A 24,168-nucleotide genomic window follows, 5' to 3' on the forward strand; every position below is an offset into this window, starting at 1 on the left:
CACTTTCGCTTAGCCACCCAGACCGAAGTCCGGACAGCTAGTGACCATCGTTTACGGCGTGGACTACCGGGGTATCTAATCCCGTTCGCTCCCCACGCTTTCGTCCATCAGTGTCAATATATCGTTAGTAATCTGCCTTCGCAATTGGTATTCTATGTAATATCTATGCATTTCACCGCTACACTACATATTCTAACTACTTCACGATAATTCAAGATGACCAGTATCAAAGGCAATTCTACAGTTGAGCTGCAGGATTTCACCTCTGACTTAATCATCCACCTACGGACCCTTTAAACCCAATGATTCCGGATAACGCTCGGATCCTCCGTATTACCGCGGCTGCTGGCACGGAGTTAGCCGATCCTTATTCTTACGGTACCGTCAGCCACCTACACGTAGATGGGTTTCTTCCCGTATAAAAGCAGTTTACAACCCATAGGGCAGTCTTCCTGCACGCGGCATGGCTGGATCAGGCTCTCGCCCATTGTCCAATATTCCTCACTGCTGCCTCCCGTAGGAGTCTGGTCCGTGTCTCAGTACCAGTGTGGGGGATCCCCCTCTCAGGGCCCCTATCTATCGTCGCCATGGTGCGCCGTTACCGCACCATCTAGCTAATAGAACGCATACTCATCTTTTACCGCCGAAACTTTAATTTCAATAACATGCGAAATTGAAATACTATGGGGTATTAATCTTCATTTCTAAAGGCTATCCCCCCGTAAAAGGTAGATTGTATACGCGTTACGCACCCGTGCGCCACTCGTCAGCAAAAAAGCAAGCTTTTTCCTGTTACCGTTCGACTTGCATGTGTTAGGCCTGCCGCTAGCGTTCATCCTGAGCCAGGATCAAACTCTTCATCGTTAAATCTTAAATATTATTTAACAACTAATAGGAATTTTTCAGTACTCAAAATGGTTTGTTCTCTTGTTTTAAACCAACCGTTTCCAGTTGATTTTTACGCTGTCAATTCAATATGTTAATGAACTTTTCTTTACTTTCTCTTAACGTTGTTTCGCTAAGCGGGTGCAAATATAAAACCCTTTTTTCATTCCCGCAACATCTTTTTAATTTTTTTTAAAAAATTTTTTCGATGTGCTTTTTTATGGAAATGAACTTCTGAAACTTGCCTCTCGGGACGTCTGTTTCGGGGCGCAAATATATAACCCTTTTCCTTATTCACAACTACTTTTTTAATCTTTTTTTAATCTTTTTTACAATTTGCTTATAACTAACCTTTTATAAGCGAAAGTTTTTTAATGGTTAATTATTTAGGATAACTATCCATCTATAAACTATTATTCAAAGACACTTATAATACTATCTATTATTATATGAATACAGAATCAAGACATACATATATTATAAATTCAATATTAATTTATGAAATCTTCATTTTGTGTATTACTTATATAATATATCTTTGTAAGCTAATTTTATACTACTATAATTATAATGATAGATATTACTTTACCTGATGGTTCTGTTAGGTCTTTTGAAAAAGGTGTTACTCCTTTTGAAGTAGCTAAAGATATAAGTGAAGGATTTGCGCGAAATGTTATATCCGCAAAGTTTGATAACACTGTTGTTGAGATAACCACTCCATTACATCATAATGGTAACCTCACATTATATACCTTTAAAGATGACGCTGGTAAAAAAGCTTTTTGGCATTCATCTGCCCATGTGCTTGCTCAAGCCTTAGAGGAGTTGTATCCAGGTGTAAAGTTATGGGTTGGACCTGCTATTGAAAATGGCTTTTACTATGATGTTGATTTAGGTGAAGGTTCTATTTCTGAAAAAGATTTTAAAACCATTGAGAATAAAATGATAGAAATAGCGAGAGGAAAACACGATTTTAAAATGCGTAGTGTTTCTAAAGCTGATGCTCTATCTTATTATAAAGGTAAAAACGAATACAAAGTAGATTTAATTGAAAATCTAGAAGATGGTACAATCAGTTTTTGCGATCACTCAACTTTTACCGACCTATGTCGAGGAGGACACATTCCAAATACAGGCTTAATAAAAGCTGTAAAAATATTAAGTGTTGCTGGAGCTTATTATAAAGGTGATGAAAACGAAAAACAGTTAACCCGAGTTTATGGTATTTCTTTCCCTAAACAAAAAGAGCTTACAGAATATTTAGAATTACTAGAAGAGGCTAAAAAGAGAGATCATAGAAAACTTGGGAAGGAATTAGAACTATTTACTTTTTCCCAAAAAGTTGGTCAAGGTTTACCGCTTTGGTTACCTAAAGGTGCTGCTTTACGCGAACGTTTAGAAAACTTCCTTAAAGCCGCGCAGAAAAAAGCAGGTTATGAAATGGTGGTAACACCTCATATTGGGCAAAAGGAACTTTATGTCACTTCTGGTCACTATGCAAAATACGGTGAAGACAGTTTTCAACCTATTACTACTCCTGCTGAAGGCGAAGAGTTCTTATTAAAACCAATGAACTGCCCTCATCACTGTGAAATTTATAACAGCAAACCTTTTTCTTATAGAGAACTACCAAAACGTTTTGCTGAATTTGGTACAGTATATAGATATGAGCAAAGTGGTGAATTACATGGTTTAACCAGAGTAAGAGGATTTACTCAAGATGATGCGCATATTTTTTGTACACCAGATCAACTAGACACTGAATTTAAAGAAGTCATTGATTTAGTTCTTTATGTATTTGGTTCCCTAGGATTTGAAAACTTTACTGCACAAGTATCATTAAGAGATCCTGAAAACCCAGATAAATATATAGGAAGTGACGAAAACTGGGAAAAAGCAGAAAAAGCAATTTTAAATGCTGCCATAGATAAAGGATTAAATTATGTGGTTGAAACTGGTGAAGCTGCCTTTTATGGACCTAAACTAGATTTTATGGTTAAGGATGCTTTAGGAAGACAGTGGCAACTTGGTACAATTCAAGTGGACTACAACTTACCTGAACGCTTTGATCTTACTTATAAAGGTAGCGATAATGAAATGCACAGACCTGTAATGATTCACCGTGCACCTTTCGGAAGTATGGAGCGTTTTGTTGCTATATTACTAGAACATACAGGTGGAAATTTCCCGCTTTGGTTAATGCCAGAACAAGTAATTGTGCTTTCCGTAAGTGAGAAATATGAAAAATACGCCGAAAAAGTTTTAAATTTGCTAGAAAATGACGAAATTCGCGCCCTCGCAGACAATAGAAACGAAACTGTAGGTAAGAAAATTCGTGAAGCAGAAATGCAGAAGTTTCCATTTATGGTCATTGTAGGTGAGCAAGAAGAAAAAGACAATACTATAACTGTTAGAGCTCACGGTGGTGAAGACCTAGGAACAATTACAGTAGAAAGTTTTGTAAAAACAATAAAAGAAAGAATAAATAAAAGTTTAAAAACTTTTAAATAAATAAAGTTTAATTAAAATTTATAAGCCATAGCAATACGTAGAAACAGAAAGAATTACACAAGAAGAGCTGTTCCAGAGGATCAGCATAGAATTAATTCTAAGATTAGAGCCGAAGAAGTAAGACTCGTTGGAGACAATGTTGAAGTTGGAATTTACCCTCTAAAACAAGCCCTCAGCGTTGCTGACGAACAAGGTCTAGATCTTGTAGAGATTTCGCCAAATGCAAAACCTCCTGTTTGTAAAGTTATGGATTACAAAAAGTTTCTTTACGAACAGAAGAAGAGGGAAAAAGCCTTAAAAGCTAAAGCCTCTAAAGTAGTTGTAAAAGAAATTAGATTTGGTCCTCAAACAGATGACCATGACTACGAGTTCAAAAAGAAACATGCTGAAAAGTTCTTAAAAGATGGAGCTAAATTAAAAGCCTTTGTATTTTTCAAAGGACGCTCAATTGTTTTTAAAGAACAAGGTCAGATTCTTTTATTAAGACTAGCGCAAGACCTTGAAGAGTTTGGTAAAGTTGAACAAATGCCAAAACTAGAAGGTAAAAGAATGATTATGTTCATTGCGCCTAAGAAAAAATAATAACTGTTAATTCAGTAAAAGATAATAAGCGAAACGTAAATTAAATCTAGGAGAAAATGCCTAAAATGAAGACAAAATCAAGTGCTAAGAAACGTTTCAAACTAACTGGCACTGGTAAGATTAAAAGAAAGCACGCTTTTAAGAGTCATATATTGACGAAGAAATCTAAAAAGCGTAAGCTTGCGTTGACTCATGATACTTTAGTACATAAGTCTGACGAGGATAATGTTAAAACAATGTTACGCTTAAAGTAATAAAGTTTTAACCGGTTAAAATAATTTATAAACCCTGGAGTTAGGCAAAAAAATTTAGCAAGTACCAAATGATTGGTCGCCTACTACAAAAAACAATTAAAAGAAATGCCAAGATCAGTAAATTCAGTTGCAAAAAGAGCTAGAAGAAAAAAGGTTCTTAAGCAAGCAAAAGGTTACTTTGGAAGACGTAAAAACGTTTGGACAGTAGCAAAAAATGCGGTTGATAAAGCGATGCAATACTCGTACAGAGACCGTAGAAATAAAAAGAGATCATTCCGTTCATTGTGGATTATGCGTATTAACGCAGGTGCTAGACTACATGGAATGAGCTATTCAAAATTTATGGGAGGATTAAAAGCTAATAATATTGACTTGAACCGTAAAGTTCTTGCAGATTTAGCTATGAATCACCCAGAAGCTTTTGAAGCAATAGTAAACAAAGTAAAATAAGGCTTTTAGCCAAATTAATAACAACATTTCGCTTATAAAACCGATTCTATTTTGAATCGGTTTTTTTATTAATATTTACGAAACAACAAATCTATTTTTAGTTTTTAAATTCATAAAAAACAAACCTATGAAAAATGTAAAAATGGTTATCTCTGACATGGATGGTACATTACTTAATTCTAATCATCAAGTCAGCGATAGATTCTTCGAATTATACAAACAACTTAAACAAAAGGATATTTTGTTTGTAGCCGCTAGCGGTAGGCCTTATTACAGTATGGTCGACAAATTCGGAACTATAAAAAATGATATTACTATTGTTGCTGAAAATGGAGGTCTAGTTTTACAGAACGATCAACTTTTATTGTCTAATTCTTTAAGCGAAGAAAAACTAAAAATGTTGTTTGATCTTACAGGCACAATTAAAGATGCTTATCCTCTATTTTGTACTAAACACAAAGCTTACATCAAAAGAACGTCAGATGAATTGATAACACTGTTTTCTGAATTTTATACTAATTATACTATTATAGATTCTGTTGATGAAATTAAAGACGACGTCATTAAAATAGCTCTATATAATATAACCAATTCTGAAGCCAATATTTATCCGCATGTACAACATCTCAAAGATGAATTTAATGTGGTTGTTTCTGGAAATCATTGGGTTGATATTTCAGATAAAATAACAAATAAAGGTCATGCTATTGAATTTTTACAAAAACATTATAACGTAAAACCTTCAGAAACTATGGCTTTTGGTGATTATAATAATGATTATGAAATGCTTCAACTTGCATCATATAGCTATGCTATGGCAAATGCTCATGAAAACATTAAATCTATTGCCAATTATCAAACTAAAAGCAATGATGAGTTTGGTGTTGAGTATATATTAGAGCAATTGATATTGGAGAAAAAATAAACTTTTATGTTTAACTAAACCTTGACCTTACAATTGTTTTAAAAAAAACAGCATATTTTATGACCACCGGAATAGGGTTTTTGACTACATATCTTAATTGAGTATAGTTGTTCATACACTTCCAGTTAAACAATAATCTCTTATTTATTTTTATTTTCTTACCTAAACCTTTTAAATTAAAATATTCGAATTTTTCGTAATCAGGTGTATCAAATTTTTTATCTAAACTTGCTAGACAATATAAATACGGAAAATTTACTCCGGCTATCATTGAGCCTTCTAATGAGCCCCAAAATCTTGGATTGATTTCAATAACTTTGAATGTATTGCTCTTTTTATCAAATTTTAAATCTAAATGAGCAACACCATTCCAATTTAAGGATCTCATTAAGTTTTCTACAATATTGAACAGTTCTTCATTATATAAAAACTGAACCCCTAGCCAAGGTCTAAACGGATTATTATTTAGCATTGATGCTTTTTGCATAGTACAAGCTAGTATTTCACCTGATTTACATAATAAACTACATCCTACATCAAAACCATCAATGTATTCTTGTATTAACTGATTAGGATTAAATTTATCTTTAGACACATAAGCTTTTAGTTCTTCTACCTTTTTAAATAACATTACACCATCTCCTCCACCTGATATATATGTAGGTTTCATTATTACAGGATACTCGAATTGATTAAAATTATTTTTCTTAATATCTACAAACATATAACTCTTTGGATAAGGGATATCGGTTAATTCCATATGCTTAGATAATGTCCACTTACTTATAGCTATATCAAAATCTTTTATAGAAGGAATAAGACCTAACTTATTATGATCAAACTTATCCTTATACATCGATATTTTCTTTATTCCTGTTTCAAAAACAGGCATAAGTAAATCTATATCATATCGCTCTAGAATTTCATTTGTTTTAGATATAAACTCTAAATCATTACCAGAATCAGGGTAATAAAAGAACTTTTTTATACCTCTAGAGTATCTTATAGGTGGATACTTTTGGTTAGCCATTACATAAATTGTCACATTAGGATTATGTAACAAACAATTAACCACATATAGTGATAAATGGCTCTCACCATCAGGTATTAAAAGAGAAAACTCTTTAAGCATAGAATATATTATACAATATTAGTTTAAAGCGAAGATAATCTTTGTTAGTAATAAAGAGAATATCTTTAATTAGATATAGTTTAAAACAATATTTTCATCGACATAAAAACAAACAAGGAATAAAAATTAGATATAAGGTATGTGAAAAAGTAATGACTAAACATTAAATGAAATAAAGTCAAATAACTTCCGCTCTATCAAAAAATAATATTTAGGATTAAAATATGTTTCACTCAATAATAATCAAAAAAGAGAAGTCAAACGTTTTAACGTGCAAAAAAGCTTTTAAACTAGTATGTTATATTTCAGGCAATTAATAAGTTATTTTAGTTTGATTAATAATTGGTTAATAGCAAAGACACTAATTGAATAAGAATTTAAAACTATTCAAAAGAACCACAATTATTAAGCTAAACAACATGAAAAAAAATCTAATCAATTATTACAAATTATTATTTTGTTTCTTTCTGATTTTAGGCACTTACAGTTGTCAAACAGAAGAAATATCTGAAGCTGATAGCTCTTCTTTAGAAGCTAAAAAAGGTAAAAAGAATCCAAAACAAGGACTTACAATTTCTAATTGCGATGAAGTCTATGACAGTGTTAATCTTTACGCTGGGCAACACACACTAGTTGGTAATGTAACAGTTACTGGTAGTGATGGGAATTATGATGTCACTTATAACATCACTAATGTTGGTTATTGTTTAGTAGAAACTCACCTTTCAGTTGTAACAAACACTAATGATTTCCCTATGAACAATGGTGGAAATCCTGTCCCAGGACAGTTTGAATATAGCGACGAAAACCATAGTTGTATTTCTAGTTATACTTATTCTGTTAACTTAAGTGACTACCAAACTGGAGATGACATTTACGTAGCGGCTCATGCTGTTGTTAATTGTGTTAATGATGTTACTGAAGAAGCTTTTGAAATGTCTCTACCAGATCAAGTAGATGTTTGTGTTACTGCCAAAGGTGTAGCAGAAAGCTACTTTGATATTGAGATTAGCGGAGGTAACTCTTTATCTGGAGCACACGACGCTTGGTGCCTTGATCAAGATGCTACGTTAAACAACTTAGAATGTTTTACAGGAGATGTTTATTCTTCTTATGAAACTTTACCTGAAGGTAAATTTGAGCACCCTGAAAACTTTGGAGCTTTAAACTGGCTCGTTAATCAAGGGCTTATTGGAACTGAAGCTTCGCCTGAATTAGGTAATTACACCTTTGGTGATTTGCAAATTGCAGTATGGAATTTAGTAGATGATAGTGTATGTATTGAGTGTGCTTTTACCGGACCTTATAACAATGATAGAATTGACATGATGGTCGCAATGGCATTAAATCATAATGATTTTGTACCTAGCTGTGGTGAAAACATTGTTATTGTATTGGTACCGACAGATAACAAACAATCTATATTTATTGAAATGCCAGTTCCTTGTGGTGAATGTAGCGAGACTGCATGGGCTGCTGGATGTGATTTCCCTGGTAACAATTGGTCAACATTTTTTAAATATAACTAGAAGAAATTAGTTCACAAACATAAAAGCCAGCTTTTTATAGCTGGCTTTTTTATATCTAAAAATCAAACTAATTTCCAAAGGCTGTAATCACCAAATCTCTTCCTGATGCAAAATTTCTATGCTCACATAAATAAACACCTTGCCAAATCCCTAGATTTAATTTTCCATTTGTAATAGGTATTTGAACAGAAGCGCCCATTAATGAAGCCTTAATATGTGCTGGCATATCATCTGCTCCTTCATAAGTATGTTTATAATAAGATTGATTTTCTGGAACCATTTTATTGATATGACTTTCAAAATCCATTCTCACCGTTGGATCAGCATTTTCATTTATAGTTAAGCTTGTAGAGGTATGTTTTATGAAAACATGCAGCATTCCAATATTGATTTCTTTTATTTCTGGAATGGAGTTTAGAATCTCTGTAGTTATGAGATGATATCCTCTATTATGTGATTTAAGCTTTATTTCCTTCTGAAAATAATTCATAAAATGAGTATAGATTTACAGGTTGGTTATTTCAGAAATATTAACTGTCTCTTCTTTCCCTTTGAGAGAAATAGTTCCTTTTGATTCTGAATTAAATTTTCTTCTAAATTTTAATTGATTCAATAGAGATTGCGATACTAAAAGAGCTGCATTATATTTATTACATAAATCCTGAATTCTTGAAGCTGTATTTATAACATCTCCGTGAAAAGCCAATTCTTTTTTTACTGTACCTACTTCAGTAATGATTAATTTCCCGCCATGAAGTCCAGCTTTAAAAAAAGGGACTAAATCATAATGTTTTGTATAGTATTTTGACCTTTTTTCTATGATTTTCATAAATGCAAAATATATTGCTACACAATTATTATTTTTTGTCGCTTTGTGTATAGGCCAAGTAATTACGGCTTCATCACCAACATATTGATATATACTTCCGTCATACCTATTCACCACCCTATTTAAATCAAAAAAACAATCTTGCAATAATTGGCTATACTTATAGTGGCCTAACTTTTCGGCAATTGAAGTTGAAGATTTTAAATCTAAAAACATAAATACGCGTTCCTCTTCTGTTGGCTGGCGATATTTACCAATAAGCATATTGAATAGTATCCCTCTTCCAAATTTTTCATTAGCGATTTTTATAAATAAGAATATAAAAGAACATATAAAGAAATATGCTGCACAAAGCCAGAAAATAGTATTATCAATCCACCAACCACGCTCTATTGGTAAATCTATATCCATATCCAACTCTATGTAGCTCAATATAAAGGTTAGAGTAAATATGAGTACAAAAATGTACAGTACAACCTTAAGTAATACTGTTACACCGAGGAAAAAACTTTTTGAAAGAAATTTATTGAAGAAAAATTCAATCGTTGCATAGAATATACCCAAAATTACACCTGCCATAACACCATAATGGAGCCATTCTGTGATAGGAACTTCTAATCTCGGATTTACAATAACGTCTCCTTGGTCTTCACCATAAGCCAAAAATCTAATAAGAATAAATAGAATGCATGCTAAAATCCAAAAGATATTAGCAAACACTAACTGCTTAAAATATATCCTTATGTTATACAAGATTGTTCAATATATTAGGTCTTTTGCTTTTTTTTCTTTGCTGCCGGAAATAAAACATTGTTCAATATAAGTCGATAACCCGGAGAATTAGGGTGTAAATCCAACTCGGTTTTAGGGTCTCCTACTCTATGGGTATAATCTTCTGGATCATGGCCACCATAAAATGTAAAAAAACCTTTTCCTTTGATTCCATGAATATATTTAGCCTCACCATTAGTTTTGTTTTCACCCATTACCAAAACATTTGATTTGATTTCTTCTCTAGTAAAAGACGTCGTTTGTCCCATAAAACCTTTTACTAAAGCTGTATGATTTTGAGTAAGCATGGTTGGAATAGGATCCCATTTTGCCGAATACTGCATCAACGAAAAATAATCTGTTTTAAAAGGAATTTGTCGTTTTGATGTCATATCTATGGACGAAAACTCATAAACATTAGGACTCTGTTCTAATATATAATCTTTAAACGCGAATGTTTTGGAATAGTCTATTTTATTTTGATAACCAGGATCACTACCATCACCATCAAACATAGGTTCACAGATATCGACGCCTTCAGCTGACAACGCTATATCAAAACTATCTGTAGCAGAACACATAGCAAACATAAACCCACCACCAACAACATAATCTCGAATTTTTAAAGCAACAGCTAATTTTTCCTCAGAAACTTTATCGTAACCTAGCTTCTGAGCTAATTCTTCCGCATCTTTTTTCTCTTCTATATACCAAGCTGCAGACCTATAAGTTCTATAAAATTTTCCATATTGTCCTGTAAAATCTTCATGATGTAGGTGCAACCAATCGTAAAGTAACAATTCATCATTTAAAACTTCTTCGTCATAAATAGTTTCATAAGGAATTTCCGCATAGGTTAAAACCATGGTTACCGCATCATCCCAAGGTTTTTTTCCATAAGGAGTATACACGGCAATTTTTGGTGCTTTTTCTAAAACAACGGCTTCTTGATTAACAGAAGGACTACTGATATCATCTAAAATTTCTGCCGCTTTTGAATCCGAAAGAATCTCAAAAGAGACTCCTCTTATTTGACATTCACGTCTAATGATTTCTGCATCTGGTAATAAAAAAGAACCTCCTCTATAATTCAACAACCAGTTTACTTTGAGTTCACGCTCTAACGTCCAATATGTAACACCATAAGCCTTAAGGTGATTTTCTTGTGATTCGTTATCCATAGGAATTAGGATGTACGAAGCATAAGAATTTATAGCAAAAAGCGCTAGTAATATTGAGAATATAATTTTTTTCAAGTTCATAGATTTAGAACGAAATATACCAATTTTTAGTTTGTCTCAATAAAAGTTGTATATCTTTTAAGATACTTGAAAAAAATTTTCAATAAAATAATAAACCTGTGAGTGTAAAAACTAGAGTCTACTCTAAAGTTGTTTCACTTCCTGAAAGAAGGCTTGCTATAATTTTAGTTCCTTGAAACTGTTCTAAAATTATTTTAATAAACACTGTTATAGGAATGGCCATTATTAACCCTGGAATTCCCCATAAAAAGCCCCAAAACATCAACATTACAAGTACTGCTATAATATTTATTGAAAAGGATTTCCCCATAAATACAGGTTCTAAAATAGTACCAAAGACAACCTGAACTAAAGCTATGGCTATTATAAAAAAGAATAATGTACTTGTAGGATCCAACTCAACAAATGCAAAAATAGATAGTGAAATTACCGCTATAAATGAACCCACCATTTGTACAAAGTTGATTGCAAAGGCAAATAAACCCCAAAAAATAGGAAAGCTTACATCAAAGAAGACACACATTAATCCAGTAAAAATTCCCGTTAAGGCACTCACTAAAAATTTCACCTTAATAAACTTAATAAGGTCTTTTTCAATTTTCATAAATGCTTTAATAGATGTATGCTTCTGTTTAAGCAAGGTGTTGTTTAGAAGTTTATGCACATTAATAGATTCTGCCAACCACAGTACAACAAAGAAAACAGTCATGAGTACTGTTGTCAAAAATGTTCTTAAAAACCCAAAAGTTGTCCCTAAGTTTTCTTTCTGAAAAAATTGTGCAAGAACATTTTGATCTTCAACAATTTCTACCCCAAAATTATCAGATAAATACAGTTTTAATTGTGTCAATTTCTCTTCTGCTTTAGGAAAGAACTCATCTTTTGTTGCCAAAATTTCTTTACTCGAAAGCTGAATTAATTCTACCCCAATTTTTAATCCAACAGAAACCAATAAAAGAATGATAATTATACTTACAAACTTAGGCACCTTACGTCTTCCTAGCCATCGCATAATTGGCAAAAACAATAATGCAATAAACATTGAAAAAATCAATGGAATGAAAATAAAGGATAAGATTTTTAGTAAATAAAATATAAGTGGTATCGCTATAATGAGCAATAGAATATTAGTGGTTCGTCTTTGGTCTAACATGAGGCGATTTTCTTGTTAAATAGCTAGCCGTAAATGTAATTTAAATAATAGTTGAAGTCTCTTATATTATTGTTAAAACGGCACACCATCATCATCTGGTCCATCGAAAGCATCAGAGGCCGAAGGGAAACTATCTGGCTTAAATGAATCATCGTTAGCTGCTGCATTCATTTTGGAATGAAATTCACCAAAAGGCGTATCAAAATCATCCAAATTATCAAACTTACCAAGGTGACCGATAAACTTCAATCTAATATTTTCTAAACCACCATTTCTGTGTTTTGCAACAATAAACTCACCTTGTCCTTCAGTAGGAGAACGCTCTTCATCATCCCACTCATCAATCTTATAATATTCTGGTCTATAAATGAAAGATACAATATCCGCATCTTGCTCAATCGCACCAGATTCACGTAAATCCGACAATAAAGGTCTTTTACTTCCTCCACGAGTTTCAACAGCACGAGATAACTGAGACAATGCTATAACAGGAACATTCAACTCTTTAGCCAAAGCTTTGAGGTTACGAGAAATCATCGAGATTTCCTGCTCCCTGTTTCCGCCTTTTTGACTTCCTCCAGCTGTCATCAACTGTAAATAATCAATCATGATCATTTTTATACCATACTGAGAAGCTAAACGACGTGCTTTTGCTCTTAAATCGAAAATTGAAAGCGATGGCGTATCATCAATATATAATGGTGCTTTTTCTAAGGTTTTTACCTTTACATTAAGCTGCTCCCATTCGTGTTTTTCAAGTTTTCCCGTTCTAAGTTTTTCAGAAGATAGTCCTGTTTCACTAGAAATTAAACGCGTTATTAATTGAACTGATGACATCTCCAGAGAAAAGAAAGCTACCGGGTTATTAAAATCCACGGCTATATTTCTCGCCATTGTTAGCGTTAAAGCTGTTTTACCCATACCAGGACGAGCCGCTACAATAATTAAATCTGAAGGTTGCCAACCAGAAGTAAGTTTATCTAGCTTATCAAAACCTGTTGGAATTCCACTAAGTCCTTCCTTATTTGAAATTTCTTCAATCTTCTTTTTCGCTTGAATTACTAAACTCTGAGCTGTCTCCGTAGATTTTTTTACGTTACCTTGGGTTACTTCGTAAAGCTTAGCTTCCGCATTATCTAAAAGATCAAAAACGTCTTTGGTTTCATCGTAAGCCTCTTCAATAATTTCATTAGAAATTTTAATCAAACTACGCTGAATGAACTTCTGTAAAATAATACGTGCATGAAATTCGATATGTGCTGAAGAAGACACACGCTGTGTAAGAGAAATCAGATAAAAGTCTCCACCTACTAAATCTAGTTTTTCTTCTTTCTTTAATTGGCTAGAAACGGTTAATAAGTCTACTGGCTCACTGTTTTCAAACAATTTTAAAATAGCTTCAAAAATGTATTTGTGAGCATCCTTATAAAAAGCATCAGCACTCAAAATATCAATAACCTCGTCCACACCTTTCTTATCAATCATCATAGCTCCAAGCACAACCTCTTCTAAATCAATAGCTTGAGGAGGTATCTTACCCTTCTCTAAGCTTATGATTGAGCTTTTGTCGACTTTATAACTTTGTACTGGACTTGGTTGTTTCATAGTTTACGAAAGTAACTAAATAGTATTGATAAACTGTGTTTTGATGGTTTTGCAATCTCAACAGTTCATCAACAATTTAACTGTTAATAACTCTGATTTATTGTTAATAGCGACAAAAAAAACCGAAGTCAAAAACTTCAGTTTTTTAAGTTGCCTATGTTTAGTGGATTTAGTCTTTGTAGACACCCATTTCACTGTATTTTTCCATGCGTTGTTTCACTAACTCTTTTGGTGATAAGTTTTTAAGATCATCATAAGATTTTACAATCGCATCTTTAACAGCTAAAAATGTTTTTTCTCTATCAGTGTGAGCACCTCCAAGAGGTTCCTTTATTATTTGGTCTACAAGCTTCATGCGTTTCATGTCTTTCGCTGTAAGTTTTAAAGCTTCAGCTGCTTGTTCTTTATATTCCCAACTTCTCCATAAAATAGATGAACAAGATTCTGGGGAAATTACAGAATACCAAGTGTTTTCTAACATCATTACTCTATCACCTACTCCAATTCCTAATGCACCACCAGAGGCTCCTTCACCTATAATTATAGTAATGATTGGCACTTTAAGACGTGCCATTTCTAAAATATTTCTTGCAATAGCTTCACCTTGACCACGTTCTTCTGCCTCTAAACCTGGATAAGCACCTGGAGTATCAATTAATGTTACTACAGGAATTCCAAACTTTTCAGCCGATTTCATTAAACGCAAAGCTTTACGGTAACCTTCAGGGTTAGACATCCCGAAATTACGATACTGTCTTGTTTTGGTATTATAACCTTTTTGCTGACCAATAAACATATAAGACTGGTCACCAATTTTTCCTAGACCACCTATCATGGCTTTGTCATCTTTAACATTTCTGTCACCATGAAGCTCTAACCATGAGTCTCCACATAAAGCTTTGATATGATCTAAAGTATAAGGTCTATTTGGGTGACGAGACAACTGTACACGCTGCCAAGCCGTAAGGTTCTTATATATATCTTTTTTGGTATCTGCTAATTTTTTCTCAATTTGCTTACAGGTTTCTGTAACATCTACATCACTCTCTTTTCCTATAATTTCGCATTTATCGAGCTGCTCTTCTAATTCTTTTATTGGCAATTCAAACTCTAAATATTCCATACAATTTGAAGTTAGTTTTATCTTTAGTTAGTGTACAAACCTACATATTCTAATTTAATTACTAAGAACATTTATTATAAATGTAGGAGGAATTAATCGTAAGTGCAAAAATAGGTATTCTAATGCTAACTATAAAAATTTTAACTGGCAATAGTCCTTGTTTTACCTTTTCTTCTTTTTCGGTTTTTCAATATAGCATCTAGTAAAATGGTAGCTAATATCAATATAGCACCTATATAAAATTGTGGTGACATCTTTTCATTTTCAGGAAACAAGAACAAGGCCAACGTAATACCATAAACAGGTTCTAAATTATAACTTAAAATAACTGTGTAAGGACTTATATAGCGCATTATTTCTACAGCTCCAATAAAAGCATAAGCTGTACAAATTGAAGCTAGAATAAAAAGGTAAACCCAATCTGAAGTTGATAATGAGAAAAATTCTAAATTGAATTTTGTGCCTGTAAAAATTATAAAAACAGTTAAAAATAACACACCACTTATAAATTCGTAAAAAGAAATCAATGTTGAATCATAACGTTCTATAAATCTCCCATTTATTACAGCAAATAAAGTAGAAAATAAGGCAGAAATTAAACCTAAAATTATGCCTTTTATATGAGTCATTTCGCTCATTGTAATAAGATAAACACCTAATATTACAATAATTCCGAATAGAATTTCAAAAGCTAAAATTCTTCGTTTGAAAAACAAAGGCTCTATAAAAGACGCAAAAAAAGCTCCTGACGAAAACATAGCTAAAGCTATAGATACATTAGCTTGATTAATGGACTCGAAAAAAGTAATCCAATGTAATGCTATAATCACACCTGCTATCGAAAATTGTAATAGTGTTTTCTTCGAAATTCTCAGCTTTAATTTTCTGAATTTTATATAAAGAAACATTAAAACACCTGCAATAGACATTCTAAACCAAACCAATTCTAATGCTCCAATAGTAATTAATTCACCAAGAATAGCGGTAAAGCCAGCAATAAAAACCAGAAAATGTAAATGTAGATAATGCTTTAGTTTAGCGTTTGGCATTCTGCAAGAGGTATATAGCTAATATACCAAATATAACGTTTGGAAACCATACCGCAATCACTGCGGGAAAGTTGGATTGCTCTGCCATAACTCCAAATATTTTATCAAAGAAAACATATATCATGGCTATAGCAATTCCGAAAGCGAGATTTACTCCCATTCCTCCTCTTCTTTTTACAGAAGACACAGCTACAGCAATAATTGTTAATATATAAATTGAAACTGGTAAGCTCCACTTTTTTAGCTTAACAACTTCATATCTACCTATATTTTTGGATCCTTTTCTTTTTTCTGCCTCTATAAAACGAAGAAGTTCACCATAAGACTTTGTCTCTGCAGCATACTCCACAGGTGTTAAATCCTCAATTTCAAAAGGAAAATCCATTGTTTTACTATGCTCTGTTTCAACCGTCTCAGAGCCATCTTCATTTATAGTTCTTTTTAGGTAAGTTGAAAGTCTATATGTAGAATCTTCTTCAATATATCTTATGTTATCAGCAAAAATTTTATACTTAAGTTCATTACCTTCAAAATGTTCATAGGTAAACTTAGTCCCTACTTTATTTCTTGGTATAAAATTGCTTACATAGATAAAATCATTATCATTTATTTGCTGATATACATCTCGTGTCTCTTGAACTTGTTTATTCTTTTTAAGATATTTATACTTAAACTCGTTAAAGCCTTGACTTGCAATAGGTGCTAAATACATCCCTAAAACCAATGCAAAAGAGGCTACAAGTGTAGCACCAATTAAGTAAGGCCTTAAAAATCTTGAAAAAGACACTCCTGAACTTAAAAACGCTACTATTTCTGTGTTATTAGCCAGTTTTGAGGTAAACCAAATAACTGATAGGAATAAGAATAATGGAAATAACAGGTTAGCAAAATATACGGTGAAATCAACATAATACGCCGTAACCTCACCAAAAGGAGCTTTATTCTCTAATATTTTACCAACTTTTTCTGCTAAATCTACTGTTATACCAATAGGTATAAACAGTAATAACATCATAAGAAATGTAAACAAATAACGCTTTAATATGTACCAATCTAATATCTTCACTTAACTATAATCGCTTATCCATTTGTTTTACCATCTTGTCTTTCCATGATCTAAAATCTCCTGCAATAATATGTTTTCTTGCCTCTCTAACCAACCAAAGATAAAATCCTAAATTATGTATTGTTGCAATTTGTTTTCCTAATAATTCATTAACGGTAAATAAATGTCTTAAGTATGCTTTACTATACTCGGTATCTACAAATGTTATTCCCATCTCATCAATAGGTGAAAAATCTTCGGCCCATTTTAGATTCTTTATATTAATAGTGCCATGTGCTGTAAACAACATTCCGTTTCTCGCATTTCGTGTTGGCATTACACAATCAAACATATCAACACCCAAAGCTATATTTTCTAATATATTTATAGGTGTACCAACTCCCATTAAGTAACGCGGTTTATCTTCTGGTAAAATTTCACAAACCACATCTGTCATTGCATACATTTCTTCTGCCGGTTCTCCTACAGACAATCCGCCAATGGCATTACCTTGAGCTCCCGCATTAGCAATATACTCTGCCGACTGCTGTCTTAAATCTTTATAAGTACTCCCTTGAACAATCGGAAAAAATGTTTGTTCGTAATCGTATTTAAACGGTGTCTTCTTTAAATGTGCTATACAACGATCTAACCAACGATGTGTCATGTGCATCGAGCGCTTGGCATAATTATAATCGCATGGATATGGCGTACACTCATCAAAAGCCATAATGATATCTGCACCAATACTTCGCTGAATTTCCATAACATTCTCTGGTGTGAATGTATGGTAACTTCCATCAATGTGAGATTTAAACTTTACACCTTCTTCTTTAATTTTTCTGTTTGCAGAAAGCGAATAGACTTGATATCCACCTGAATCGGTAAGAATATTTCGGTCCCAATTCATAAACTTATGTAAACCTCCAGCCTGCTCTAAAATAGGTGTTTGTGGACGAAGGTATAAATGATAAGTATTTCCGAGAATAATATCTGGATTAATATCATTTTTAAGCTCTCTCTGATGAACACCTTTTACTGAGCCTACAGTACCTACAGGCATAAAAATTGGTGTTTCTATAGTGCCATGATCAGTTGTTATAAGTCCTGTTCTGGCTTTAGATTGTGTGTCGTTTGCTAGCTTTTGAAATTTCATTAAAATTCTGTCTGAGGGCAAATATAATTAACTCTTAAACATTGACATCTTAATAAAAATTAAAATTGTTAGCAAATCCTTTAAATCGTTAATAAATGACATGCTTCAACCTTTGAAACCCTTTTGTAAAAAACTATTTTTGTAGCTTTGATAATTAAGCAAAATAACATGCCAAACACTAAAGAATTAAACGATTTAGCAATTCAGGTTCGTAGAGATATTTTACGAATGGTACACAAGGTGAACTCTGGTCATCCAGGAGGATCTTTAGGTTGTACAGAGTTTTTTGTAGCCCTTTACAAAGAAATTTTAGAAACCAAAGATGGTTTTGATATGGATGGAATAGGTGAAGATTTATTTTTCCTATCAAATGGTCATATTTCACCTGTTTATTACAGCGTATTGGCTAGGTCTGGATATTTTCCAGTAGAGGAATTAGGAACATTTAGACATATAGATTCTAGATTACAAGGTCACCCAACCACTCATGAAGGTTTACCTGGAATAAGAATAGCTTCAGGGTCTTTAGGTCAGGGAATGTCTGTAGCTATTGGTGCTGCACAAGCCAAAAAACTAAACAATGATGATAAATTGGTTTATAGTCTTCATGGAGATGGCGAACTTCAAGAAGGACAAAACTGGGAGGCTATAATGTATGCATCTGCAAAAAAAGTAGATAACCTTATTTCTACAATCGATCTTAACGGTCAACAGATTGATGGTTCTACTGACGATGTACTACCAATGGGAAGCATTAGAGAAAAATTTGAAGCTTTTGGCTGGTCGGTTTTAGAAATTGAAGAAGGTAATAATCTAGAAGCTGTACTTGAAGGTATGGCTAAAGCTAAATCCTTAACAGGAAAAGGTAAGCCTGTTTGCGTACTTCTAAAAACAGTTATGGGTAACGGAGTAGATTTTATGATGTACACTCATGCTTGGCACGGTAAAGCTCCTAATGATGAACAATTAGAAACAGCTTTAGCTCAGAACCCTGAAACATTAGGCGATTATTAATTCCTTTACAAAAGACAATGAAAACTTACACATATACAGAAAAGAAAGATACACGCTCTGGTTTTGGAGCTGGTTTAGCAGAATTAGGAAGAACTAACCCAAATGTTGTGGCACTTTGTGCAGATTTGATAGGTTCTTTAAAAATGAATGAATTTATAAAGGAAAATCCCGAACGCTTTTTTCAGATAGGAATTGCAGAAGCAAATATGATGGGAATTGCTGCTGGTTTAACTATTGGTGGAAAAATTCCTTTTACTGGTACTTTTGCTAACTTTTCTACTGGGCGCGTTTACGATCAAATTCGTCAATCTATTGCTTATTCTGGCAAAAATGTAAAAATCTGTGCTTCACATGCTGGTTTAACATTAGGTGAAGATGGAGCAACACATCAAATCCTTGAAGATATAGGTTTGATGAAAATGTTACCTGGAATGACAGTTATAAACCCTTGCGATTATAATCAGACAAAAGCAGCTACTATAGCAATTGCAGAGCATAACGGTCCTGTATACTTAAGATTTGGTAGACCATCTGTTCCTATTTTCACACCAGAAGATCAAAAGTTCGAGATAGGAAAAGCTATTCAATTGACTGAAGGTACTGATGTAACTATAGTAGCAACAGGTCATTTGGTTTGGGAAGCTTTAGAAGCTTCAAAAGCTTTACATGAAGAAGGCATCTCCGCTGAAGTGATTAATATTCATACTATTAAACCTCTAGATGAAGAAGCTATTTTGAATTCAGTTTCTAAAACAGGTTGTATTGTTACTGCTGAAGAACACAATTATTTAGGTGGACTTGGTGAAAGTGTTGCTAGAGTTTTAGCTCTAAAACAACCAACACCTCAAGAATTCATTGCTACTAATGACACTTTTGGCGAATCTGGTACACCTGCTCAACTGATGGATAAGTATGGATTAAACAGTGATGCCATTCAGAAAGCTGTAAAAAAAGTTATAAAAAGAAAATAACTTTGTTTTGGCAACGTTTTTGATATTAAGTTCACAATCTTAAAAACGAACAATATGAAAAATTTGCAAAAAACACTCATTGCTAGTTTAGTAATGGTATTTATTGGATTATCTGTAAATGCTCAACGAGGTAGTGCATTTGGTATTAAAGGTGGTTTAAACTATGGTGCTAATGGAGACTATTTTGAATCTATTGGCGATAATGCTAAGCATCCTGACAGAAACTTAGGATATCATTTAGGTCTATTTGGAAAGATTGGAGATAAGTTTTATTTCCGACCTGAATTAGTTTACACAGCTACCAAAAGTGATTATGACAATGATGATTTTCAGATAAAAAAACTTGATGCACCACTTTTAGTTGGAATAAAAGTTTTAGGTCCCGTTAGTGTATTTGCCGGACCATCGTTACAATATATATTAGATACTGAATTTGATGGCATAAGTATAGACGATGTAGAAGATGATTTTTCTGTTGGTCTAAACTTTGGTATCGGTCTCAATTTCAACAAAATTGGATTAGATCTTAGGTACGAAAGAGGTTTTAATGACAATGAAGCTACTTTTATTAATGATAACATCGGTACAAGTTTGGGAAGCAGGATTGACACAAGGCCTGATCAACTTATTCTAAGCTTATCAATAGCTTTATAATAGATAATAAATTCAAATAAAAAAGCAGCTTATTAGTTAATAAGCTGCTTTTTTATATATGTGAATGACCAAAATTACTCTTCAGCCTCATTATAATTAATTGATACTCCTTCATCCAAATAGTCTAAAATACCATTATTATCAGTATCTAAAGCTGTTACTGTAACAACTGTTATCTCATCATCTTCAATACTTCTACTATATTCATATTCATTTTCTTCTAAAACAGGCTCTGGATCGTTACTATTGAAAACGTAAACCGTTTGGACTAATTCATCAAATGTAGCTACACCATCACCATCATCATCACTATCGACATAATTAGGAAGCCCATTATCATCAGTATCATTATCAGAAACATCATTATCATTATCTAAATCTTCGGCATAAGATGGTATACCATCTCCATCATGATCTCTTTGCTCAAACTGAAGTAACTCAAACTTAAATATCAGACTATCATAAGAAGTTCCTGTGGCGGCACCAGCAAAATACGCCAAACCAGAAGGCAAAAACATAACCCCTAATCCAAAATCCTGAAATTCAACACTTCCATTATTATAAGAGAAGCCTGTAGAGGTTTTAAACATTGGCATTACTAATCTCCACCCTTCAATAGAACCAAAAGTATTAAATCCATCACCTTGTAAAAGTAAATCCTCAGGTGATGAAACTGATTCAAAAACTTCACCATCATTGTTTATGGAAGCACCTTCATATCTTACTCTAACTTCATCAGTGAACTTTGGTGATTCACCACCTCCTTCATTTAATGTTAAAATATAATATTCATAATCTATCTCTAAATATGTGGTATAATGAGTCTCTACAGCGTTTAATAATAATGTATGCCCTTCAGGTACTTCCTCTCCATCTTCTAACTGAGTAATTACAATATCTGTATATTTATATTCACTGTTAACTTCAAAAAAACCAGAATTGTAATAATGTGAAGATAAATAATCGTTTATCTTAGCAATATCTTCAGCTTGTTGCTCAGTTCTATCTCTTAGAGTAACACTGCTAGAAGAGTCATCATCACTCTTACATGATACAAAAGTAATTACAATTGCAGATAGTAATAAGCTAATTTTTAATTGTTTTATTTTCATAGATTTTTTTGTTTCGTATATTAAATTACCACAATTTCAATATACTATTCATTATTGCCTTGTTCAGTGGTGCAAGATACAATAATATAATATTTTTGTACGATAAGATTAACGTAGTTTTTAATAAAAAAATATGAGAATAGATAAATATTTATGGTCTGTACGATATTACAAAACTAGAAGCTTAGCAACTCAGGCGTGTAAAAAAGGACAAGTAAAAATTAATGAAGCTGTTGCCAAACCCTCTCGTGAGGTTTACCCGACTGATGAAATCCAACTACGAAAAAATCAAATTACATATAGCTTAACAGTTAATGATCTCCCTCCAAATAGAGTTGGTGCTAAACTTGTAGATATTTACAGAACAGACACAACACCTAAAGAAGCCTTTGAAGCACAAGAGCTTTTAAAGTACAGTAAAGATTATTATCGTAAAAAAGGTACAGGCAGACCTACAAAAAAAGACCGAAGAGATATTGATAGTTTTTATGATGAAGAAGAATAAATTAGATAAGAGTTACTGGGAAAAACGCTATAAAGAAAATAACACTGGTTGGAATATAGGTTACACCTCCACTCCTATAAAAACCTATATTGATCAATTAGAAAACAAAACTTTAAAAATTCTGATTCCTGGAGCCGGCAATAGTTACGAAGCTGAATATTTATGGAGTTTAGGATTCAAAAATGTGTTTTTAATTGATATTGCCAAACAACCTTTAATTAATTTTAAAGCACGCGTGCCTGATTTTCCAGATGACCAATTATTAAATATTGATTTTTTTGATTTAGATAATGAATTTGATCTAATCCTAGAACAAACCTTTTTTTGTGCCTTAGATCCTAGTCTAAGAGAAAACTATGCAAAGAAAATGTCTGAGCTACTTAAGCCTAAGGCGAAACTCGTTGGACTGCTATTTAACTTTGAACTCACAGAAAAAGGCCCTCCTTTTGGCGGAAGTACATCTGAATATATATCGTTATTTGAGCCTAAGTTTGATATAAAGAGATTGGAAACATCAATTAATTCTATAAAACAAAGACAAGGTAAAGAACTGTTTTTTATCTTTGAAAAAAAGACAATATGGCCTTAACCAAGAACACTATTTTAAGTCATAAAGAGATTGAGCACAAAATAAAACGTATAGCTTATCAAATTTATGAAAGCAATGTAAACGAGACAGAACTCATAATTGCTGGCATTGATAAAAATGGCTATATCTTGGCTAAGAAAATAAAAGCGAGTTTAGATAAAATCTCTGAGATAAATTCAATTTTATGTCGTGTTACGGTTGACAAAGAGCAACCTACAAATGCTGTAAAGACTTCATTGAAAAAAGATGAATACACCAACAAATCTATCGTATTAATAGATGATGTACTAAACTCTGGAAGCACCTTAATTTATGGAATAAAACACTTTCTAGATGTTCCTTTAAAACAGTTCAACACAGCTGTATTAGTCAATAGAAATCATAAAAAGTACCCTGTAAAAGCTGATTTCAAAGGTATTTCACTTTCTACTTCGCTTTTTGAACACGTTCACGTTAATTTATCTAAGCAGCCCTACGAAGCTTATCTAGATTAATTGTAACAAAATTGCTTCGGTAATTTCCTTTTCAGATTTATTGTCACAAGCAATAGTGAACTCAGCTTTATTATAAAACTGAACACGTTCAAAAATATGCTTGCCTATAAACTCCGTGAGATCCTCTTTGTTTTCTATATGACTTATCAAAGGCCTTGTACCTCTTTCTTTAAATAAGCGTTCTACAAGGTTAGGAATAGATAATTTAAGATATAACGATTTAACCTTTTCTTCTTGTAACAGTAGCTCTAAATTAGTTCCATAACATGGTGTACCTCCTCCTAAAGCTAAAATTATATTATCAGAACTGGTTATAACCTCTTTTAAATAAGAAGCTTCTATCTTTCTGAAGTAGATTTCCCCTCTTTTTTTAAAAATTCCGTTGATATTAGTTTTCTCTTTTTCGACTATATAATCATCTAAATCGACAAAACGATAATTTAAAACTTCTGCTAATTGCCTTCCAATGGTCGATTTTCCCGAGCCCATATAGCCCATTAAAACTATTATCATTTCGCTTATCTTTTGATTTTTAAAACCATACGTTTACTGACAACAAAAAAACAAA

The 24,168-nt window shown here is 32.8% G+C and carries 24 protein-coding genes and 1 rRNA gene (1 of these 25 only partly in view); 12 read left to right on the plus strand and 13 right to left on the minus strand.

Annotated features, from left to right (window positions below; genetic code table 11):
* A 16S ribosomal RNA gene (locus AC2H4K_RS00115) occupies positions 1 to 864 on the minus strand; it reaches 662 nt to the left of the window's first position.
* 591 nt (positions 865 to 1,455) lie between these two features.
* On the opposite strand from AC2H4K_RS00115, the gene thrS reads away from it, so the two are divergent.
* The 5 genes from thrS (at position 1,456) to AC2H4K_RS00140 (ending at position 5,607) form a co-directional block, all read left to right on the plus strand.
* Positions 1,456 to 3,396 (plus strand): threonine--tRNA ligase, encoded by a 1,941-nt coding sequence (gene thrS, locus AC2H4K_RS00120; RefSeq protein WP_281141421.1) that lies wholly within the window; start codon positions 1,456 to 1,458, stop codon positions 3,394 to 3,396.
* 33 nt (positions 3,397 to 3,429) lie between these two features.
* Complete coding sequence (gene infC / locus AC2H4K_RS00125) at positions 3,430 to 3,978, plus strand: translation initiation factor IF-3 (protein ID WP_281141427.1); 549 nt, start codon at positions 3,430 to 3,432, stop codon at positions 3,976 to 3,978.
* A gap of 56 nt (positions 3,979 to 4,034) precedes the next feature.
* On the plus strand, positions 4,035 to 4,232 hold the full coding sequence (gene rpmI / locus AC2H4K_RS00130; protein WP_102754533.1) for a 50S ribosomal protein L35: 198 nt from the start codon (positions 4,035 to 4,037) through the stop codon (positions 4,230 to 4,232).
* Between the two features lie 105 nt (positions 4,233 to 4,337).
* On the plus strand, positions 4,338 to 4,682 hold the full coding sequence (gene rplT, locus AC2H4K_RS00135) for a 50S ribosomal protein L20 (protein WP_281141420.1): 345 nt from the start codon (positions 4,338 to 4,340) through the stop codon (positions 4,680 to 4,682).
* Between the two features lie 127 nt (positions 4,683 to 4,809).
* Positions 4,810 to 5,607, plus strand: a complete 798-nt coding sequence (locus tag AC2H4K_RS00140) for an HAD family hydrolase (RefSeq protein ID WP_281141419.1) — start codon at positions 4,810 to 4,812, stop codon at positions 5,605 to 5,607.
* Between the two features lie 10 nt (positions 5,608 to 5,617).
* On the opposite strand, the gene AC2H4K_RS00145 is transcribed toward AC2H4K_RS00140, so the two are convergent.
* Positions 5,618 to 6,739 (minus strand): ATP-grasp domain-containing protein, encoded by a 1,122-nt coding sequence (locus AC2H4K_RS00145; protein WP_281141418.1) that lies wholly within the window; start codon positions 6,737 to 6,739, stop codon positions 5,618 to 5,620.
* 419 nt (positions 6,740 to 7,158) lie between these two features.
* Between AC2H4K_RS00145 and AC2H4K_RS00150 the strand changes: the two genes are divergently transcribed.
* Entirely contained in the window at positions 7,159 to 8,268 is a 1,110-nt protein-coding gene (locus AC2H4K_RS00150; RefSeq protein WP_281141417.1) for a hypothetical protein, read from the plus strand.
* 67 nt (positions 8,269 to 8,335) lie between these two features.
* Here the strand turns inward: AC2H4K_RS00150 and AC2H4K_RS00155 are convergent, their stop codons facing one another.
* The 9 genes from AC2H4K_RS00155 to tgt all read right to left on the minus strand — a co-directional run bounded on the left by AC2H4K_RS00155 (position 8,336) and on the right by tgt (position 18,261).
* The gene (locus AC2H4K_RS00155) at positions 8,336 to 8,758 is read right to left on the minus strand and encodes a secondary thiamine-phosphate synthase enzyme YjbQ (protein WP_281141416.1); all 423 of its coding nucleotides are present in this window, start codon (positions 8,756 to 8,758) and stop codon (positions 8,336 to 8,338) included.
* 15 nt (positions 8,759 to 8,773) lie between these two features.
* The gene (locus AC2H4K_RS00160) at positions 8,774 to 9,817 is read right to left on the minus strand and encodes an adenylate/guanylate cyclase domain-containing protein (RefSeq protein ID WP_281141415.1); all 1,044 of its coding nucleotides are present in this window, start codon (positions 9,815 to 9,817) and stop codon (positions 8,774 to 8,776) included.
* Positions 9,818 to 9,864: 47 nt separating this feature from the next.
* Positions 9,865 to 11,049, minus strand: coding sequence for an asparagine synthetase B (locus AC2H4K_RS00165; protein WP_281141426.1), 1,185 nt, complete (start codon positions 11,047 to 11,049; stop codon positions 9,865 to 9,867).
* A gap of 199 nt (positions 11,050 to 11,248) precedes the next feature.
* Positions 11,249 to 12,283, minus strand: a complete 1,035-nt coding sequence (locus AC2H4K_RS00170; RefSeq protein WP_281141414.1) for an AI-2E family transporter — start codon at positions 12,281 to 12,283, stop codon at positions 11,249 to 11,251.
* A gap of 72 nt (positions 12,284 to 12,355) precedes the next feature.
* Entirely contained in the window at positions 12,356 to 13,888 is a 1,533-nt protein-coding gene (gene dnaB / locus AC2H4K_RS00175) for a replicative DNA helicase (protein WP_281141413.1), read from the minus strand.
* 169 nt (positions 13,889 to 14,057) lie between these two features.
* Entirely contained in the window at positions 14,058 to 15,011 is a 954-nt protein-coding gene (locus AC2H4K_RS00180; protein ID WP_281141412.1) for an acetyl-CoA carboxylase carboxyltransferase subunit alpha, read from the minus strand.
* 140 nt (positions 15,012 to 15,151) lie between these two features.
* Entirely contained in the window at positions 15,152 to 16,060 is a 909-nt protein-coding gene (locus tag AC2H4K_RS00185) for a DMT family transporter (protein ID WP_281141411.1), read from the minus strand.
* Positions 16,047 to 17,126 carry an LptF/LptG family permease gene (locus AC2H4K_RS00190; RefSeq protein ID WP_281141410.1) on the minus strand — a complete coding sequence of 360 codons (1,080 nt, stop codon included), beginning with the start codon at positions 17,124 to 17,126 and terminating at the stop codon, positions 16,047 to 16,049. The genes AC2H4K_RS00185 and AC2H4K_RS00190 overlap by 14 nt, the downstream gene beginning before the upstream one ends.
* A 4-nt stretch (positions 17,127 to 17,130) precedes the next feature.
* A complete protein-coding gene (tgt, locus tag AC2H4K_RS00195) occupies positions 17,131 to 18,261 on the minus strand; it encodes a tRNA guanosine(34) transglycosylase Tgt (protein WP_281141409.1) in 1,131 nt (376 codons plus the stop codon).
* 168 nt (positions 18,262 to 18,429) lie between these two features.
* On the opposite strand from tgt, the gene AC2H4K_RS00200 reads away from it, so the two are divergent.
* From AC2H4K_RS00200 to AC2H4K_RS00210, 3 genes are all read left to right on the plus strand, one after another.
* The gene (locus tag AC2H4K_RS00200) at positions 18,430 to 19,275 is read left to right on the plus strand and encodes a transketolase (protein ID WP_281141408.1); all 846 of its coding nucleotides are present in this window, start codon (positions 18,430 to 18,432) and stop codon (positions 19,273 to 19,275) included.
* Between the two features lie 17 nt (positions 19,276 to 19,292).
* Positions 19,293 to 20,246, plus strand: coding sequence for a transketolase family protein (locus AC2H4K_RS00205; protein ID WP_281141407.1), 954 nt, complete (start codon positions 19,293 to 19,295; stop codon positions 20,244 to 20,246).
* Between the two features lie 63 nt (positions 20,247 to 20,309).
* Entirely contained in the window at positions 20,310 to 20,900 is a 591-nt protein-coding gene (locus AC2H4K_RS00210) for a porin family protein (RefSeq protein WP_493743056.1), read from the plus strand.
* 74 nt (positions 20,901 to 20,974) lie between these two features.
* Here the strand turns inward: AC2H4K_RS00210 and AC2H4K_RS00215 are convergent, their stop codons facing one another.
* A complete protein-coding gene (locus tag AC2H4K_RS00215) occupies positions 20,975 to 22,012 on the minus strand; it encodes an FKBP-type peptidyl-prolyl cis-trans isomerase (protein ID WP_281141405.1) in 1,038 nt (345 codons plus the stop codon).
* 133 nt (positions 22,013 to 22,145) lie between these two features.
* On the opposite strand from AC2H4K_RS00215, the gene AC2H4K_RS00220 reads away from it, so the two are divergent.
* Genes AC2H4K_RS00220 through AC2H4K_RS00230 form a run of 3 tightly spaced genes read left to right on the plus strand, consistent with a single transcriptional unit; the run spans position 22,146 to position 23,600 of the window.
* Complete coding sequence (locus tag AC2H4K_RS00220) at positions 22,146 to 22,517, plus strand: RNA-binding S4 domain-containing protein (RefSeq protein ID WP_281141404.1); 372 nt, start codon at positions 22,146 to 22,148, stop codon at positions 22,515 to 22,517.
* Positions 22,504 to 23,106 carry a methyltransferase domain-containing protein gene (locus tag AC2H4K_RS00225; RefSeq protein ID WP_281141403.1) on the plus strand — a complete coding sequence of 201 codons (603 nt, stop codon included), beginning with the start codon at positions 22,504 to 22,506 and terminating at the stop codon, positions 23,104 to 23,106. Before AC2H4K_RS00220 ends, AC2H4K_RS00225 begins: the two co-directional genes overlap by 14 nt.
* On the plus strand, positions 23,097 to 23,600 hold the full coding sequence (locus AC2H4K_RS00230; protein ID WP_281141402.1) for a phosphoribosyltransferase family protein: 504 nt from the start codon (positions 23,097 to 23,099) through the stop codon (positions 23,598 to 23,600). The genes AC2H4K_RS00225 and AC2H4K_RS00230 overlap by 10 nt, the downstream gene beginning before the upstream one ends.
* Here the strand turns inward: AC2H4K_RS00230 and AC2H4K_RS00235 are convergent.
* The gene (locus AC2H4K_RS00235; RefSeq protein ID WP_281141401.1) at positions 23,592 to 24,113 is read right to left on the minus strand and encodes a shikimate kinase; all 522 of its coding nucleotides are present in this window, start codon (positions 24,111 to 24,113) and stop codon (positions 23,592 to 23,594) included. The two genes, AC2H4K_RS00230 and AC2H4K_RS00235, sit on opposite strands and share 9 nt — an antisense overlap.
* Between the last annotated feature and the right edge of the window lie 55 nt (positions 24,114 to 24,168).

The sequence above is a fragment of the Winogradskyella sp. 266wxhm genome (assembly GCF_058964685.1).

What these genes read in the sequence shown, in the direction of transcription:
- thrS (WP_281141421.1), top strand. Translation starts at nt 1,456, where the DNA reads ATGATAGATATTACTTTACCTGATGGTTCTGTTAGGTCTTTTGAAAAA.
- rpmI (WP_102754533.1), top strand. Translation starts at nt 4,035, where the DNA reads ATGCCTAAAATGAAGACAAAATCAAGTGCTAAGAAACGTTTCAAACTA.
- rplT (WP_281141420.1), top strand. Translation starts at nt 4,338, where the DNA reads ATGCCAAGATCAGTAAATTCAGTTGCAAAAAGAGCTAGAAGAAAAAAG.
- AC2H4K_RS00140 (WP_281141419.1), top strand. Translation starts at nt 4,810, where the DNA reads ATGAAAAATGTAAAAATGGTTATCTCTGACATGGATGGTACATTACTT.
- AC2H4K_RS00145 (WP_281141418.1), bottom strand. Translation starts at nt 6,739, where the DNA reads ATGCTTAAAGAGTTTTCTCTTTTAATACCTGATGGTGAGAGCCATTTA.
- AC2H4K_RS00150 (WP_281141417.1), top strand. Translation starts at nt 7,159, where the DNA reads ATGAAAAAAAATCTAATCAATTATTACAAATTATTATTTTGTTTCTTT.
- AC2H4K_RS00155 (WP_281141416.1), bottom strand. Translation starts at nt 8,758, where the DNA reads ATGAATTATTTTCAGAAGGAAATAAAGCTTAAATCACATAATAGAGGA.
- AC2H4K_RS00165 (WP_281141426.1), bottom strand. Translation starts at nt 11,049, where the DNA reads ATGGATAACGAATCACAAGAAAATCACCTTAAGGCTTATGGTGTTACA.
- AC2H4K_RS00170 (WP_281141414.1), bottom strand. Translation starts at nt 12,283, where the DNA reads ATGTTAGACCAAAGACGAACCACTAATATTCTATTGCTCATTATAGCG.
- dnaB (WP_281141413.1), bottom strand. Translation starts at nt 13,888, where the DNA reads ATGAAACAACCAAGTCCAGTACAAAGTTATAAAGTCGACAAAAGCTCA.
- AC2H4K_RS00180 (WP_281141412.1), bottom strand. Translation starts at nt 15,011, where the DNA reads ATGGAATATTTAGAGTTTGAATTGCCAATAAAAGAATTAGAAGAGCAG.
- AC2H4K_RS00185 (WP_281141411.1), bottom strand. Translation starts at nt 16,060, where the DNA reads ATGCCAAACGCTAAACTAAAGCATTATCTACATTTACATTTTCTGGTT.
- tgt (WP_281141409.1), bottom strand. Translation starts at nt 18,261, where the DNA reads ATGAAATTTCAAAAGCTAGCAAACGACACACAATCTAAAGCCAGAACA.
- AC2H4K_RS00200 (WP_281141408.1), top strand. Translation starts at nt 18,430, where the DNA reads ATGCCAAACACTAAAGAATTAAACGATTTAGCAATTCAGGTTCGTAGA.
- AC2H4K_RS00205 (WP_281141407.1), top strand. Translation starts at nt 19,293, where the DNA reads ATGAAAACTTACACATATACAGAAAAGAAAGATACACGCTCTGGTTTT.
- AC2H4K_RS00215 (WP_281141405.1), bottom strand. Translation starts at nt 22,012, where the DNA reads ATGAAAATAAAACAATTAAAAATTAGCTTATTACTATCTGCAATTGTA.
- AC2H4K_RS00220 (WP_281141404.1), top strand. Translation starts at nt 22,146, where the DNA reads ATGAGAATAGATAAATATTTATGGTCTGTACGATATTACAAAACTAGA.
- AC2H4K_RS00225 (WP_281141403.1), top strand. Translation starts at nt 22,504, where the DNA reads ATGAAGAAGAATAAATTAGATAAGAGTTACTGGGAAAAACGCTATAAA.
- AC2H4K_RS00230 (WP_281141402.1), top strand. Translation starts at nt 23,097, where the DNA reads ATGGCCTTAACCAAGAACACTATTTTAAGTCATAAAGAGATTGAGCAC.
- AC2H4K_RS00235 (WP_281141401.1), bottom strand. Translation starts at nt 24,113, where the DNA reads ATGATAATAGTTTTAATGGGCTATATGGGCTCGGGAAAATCGACCATT.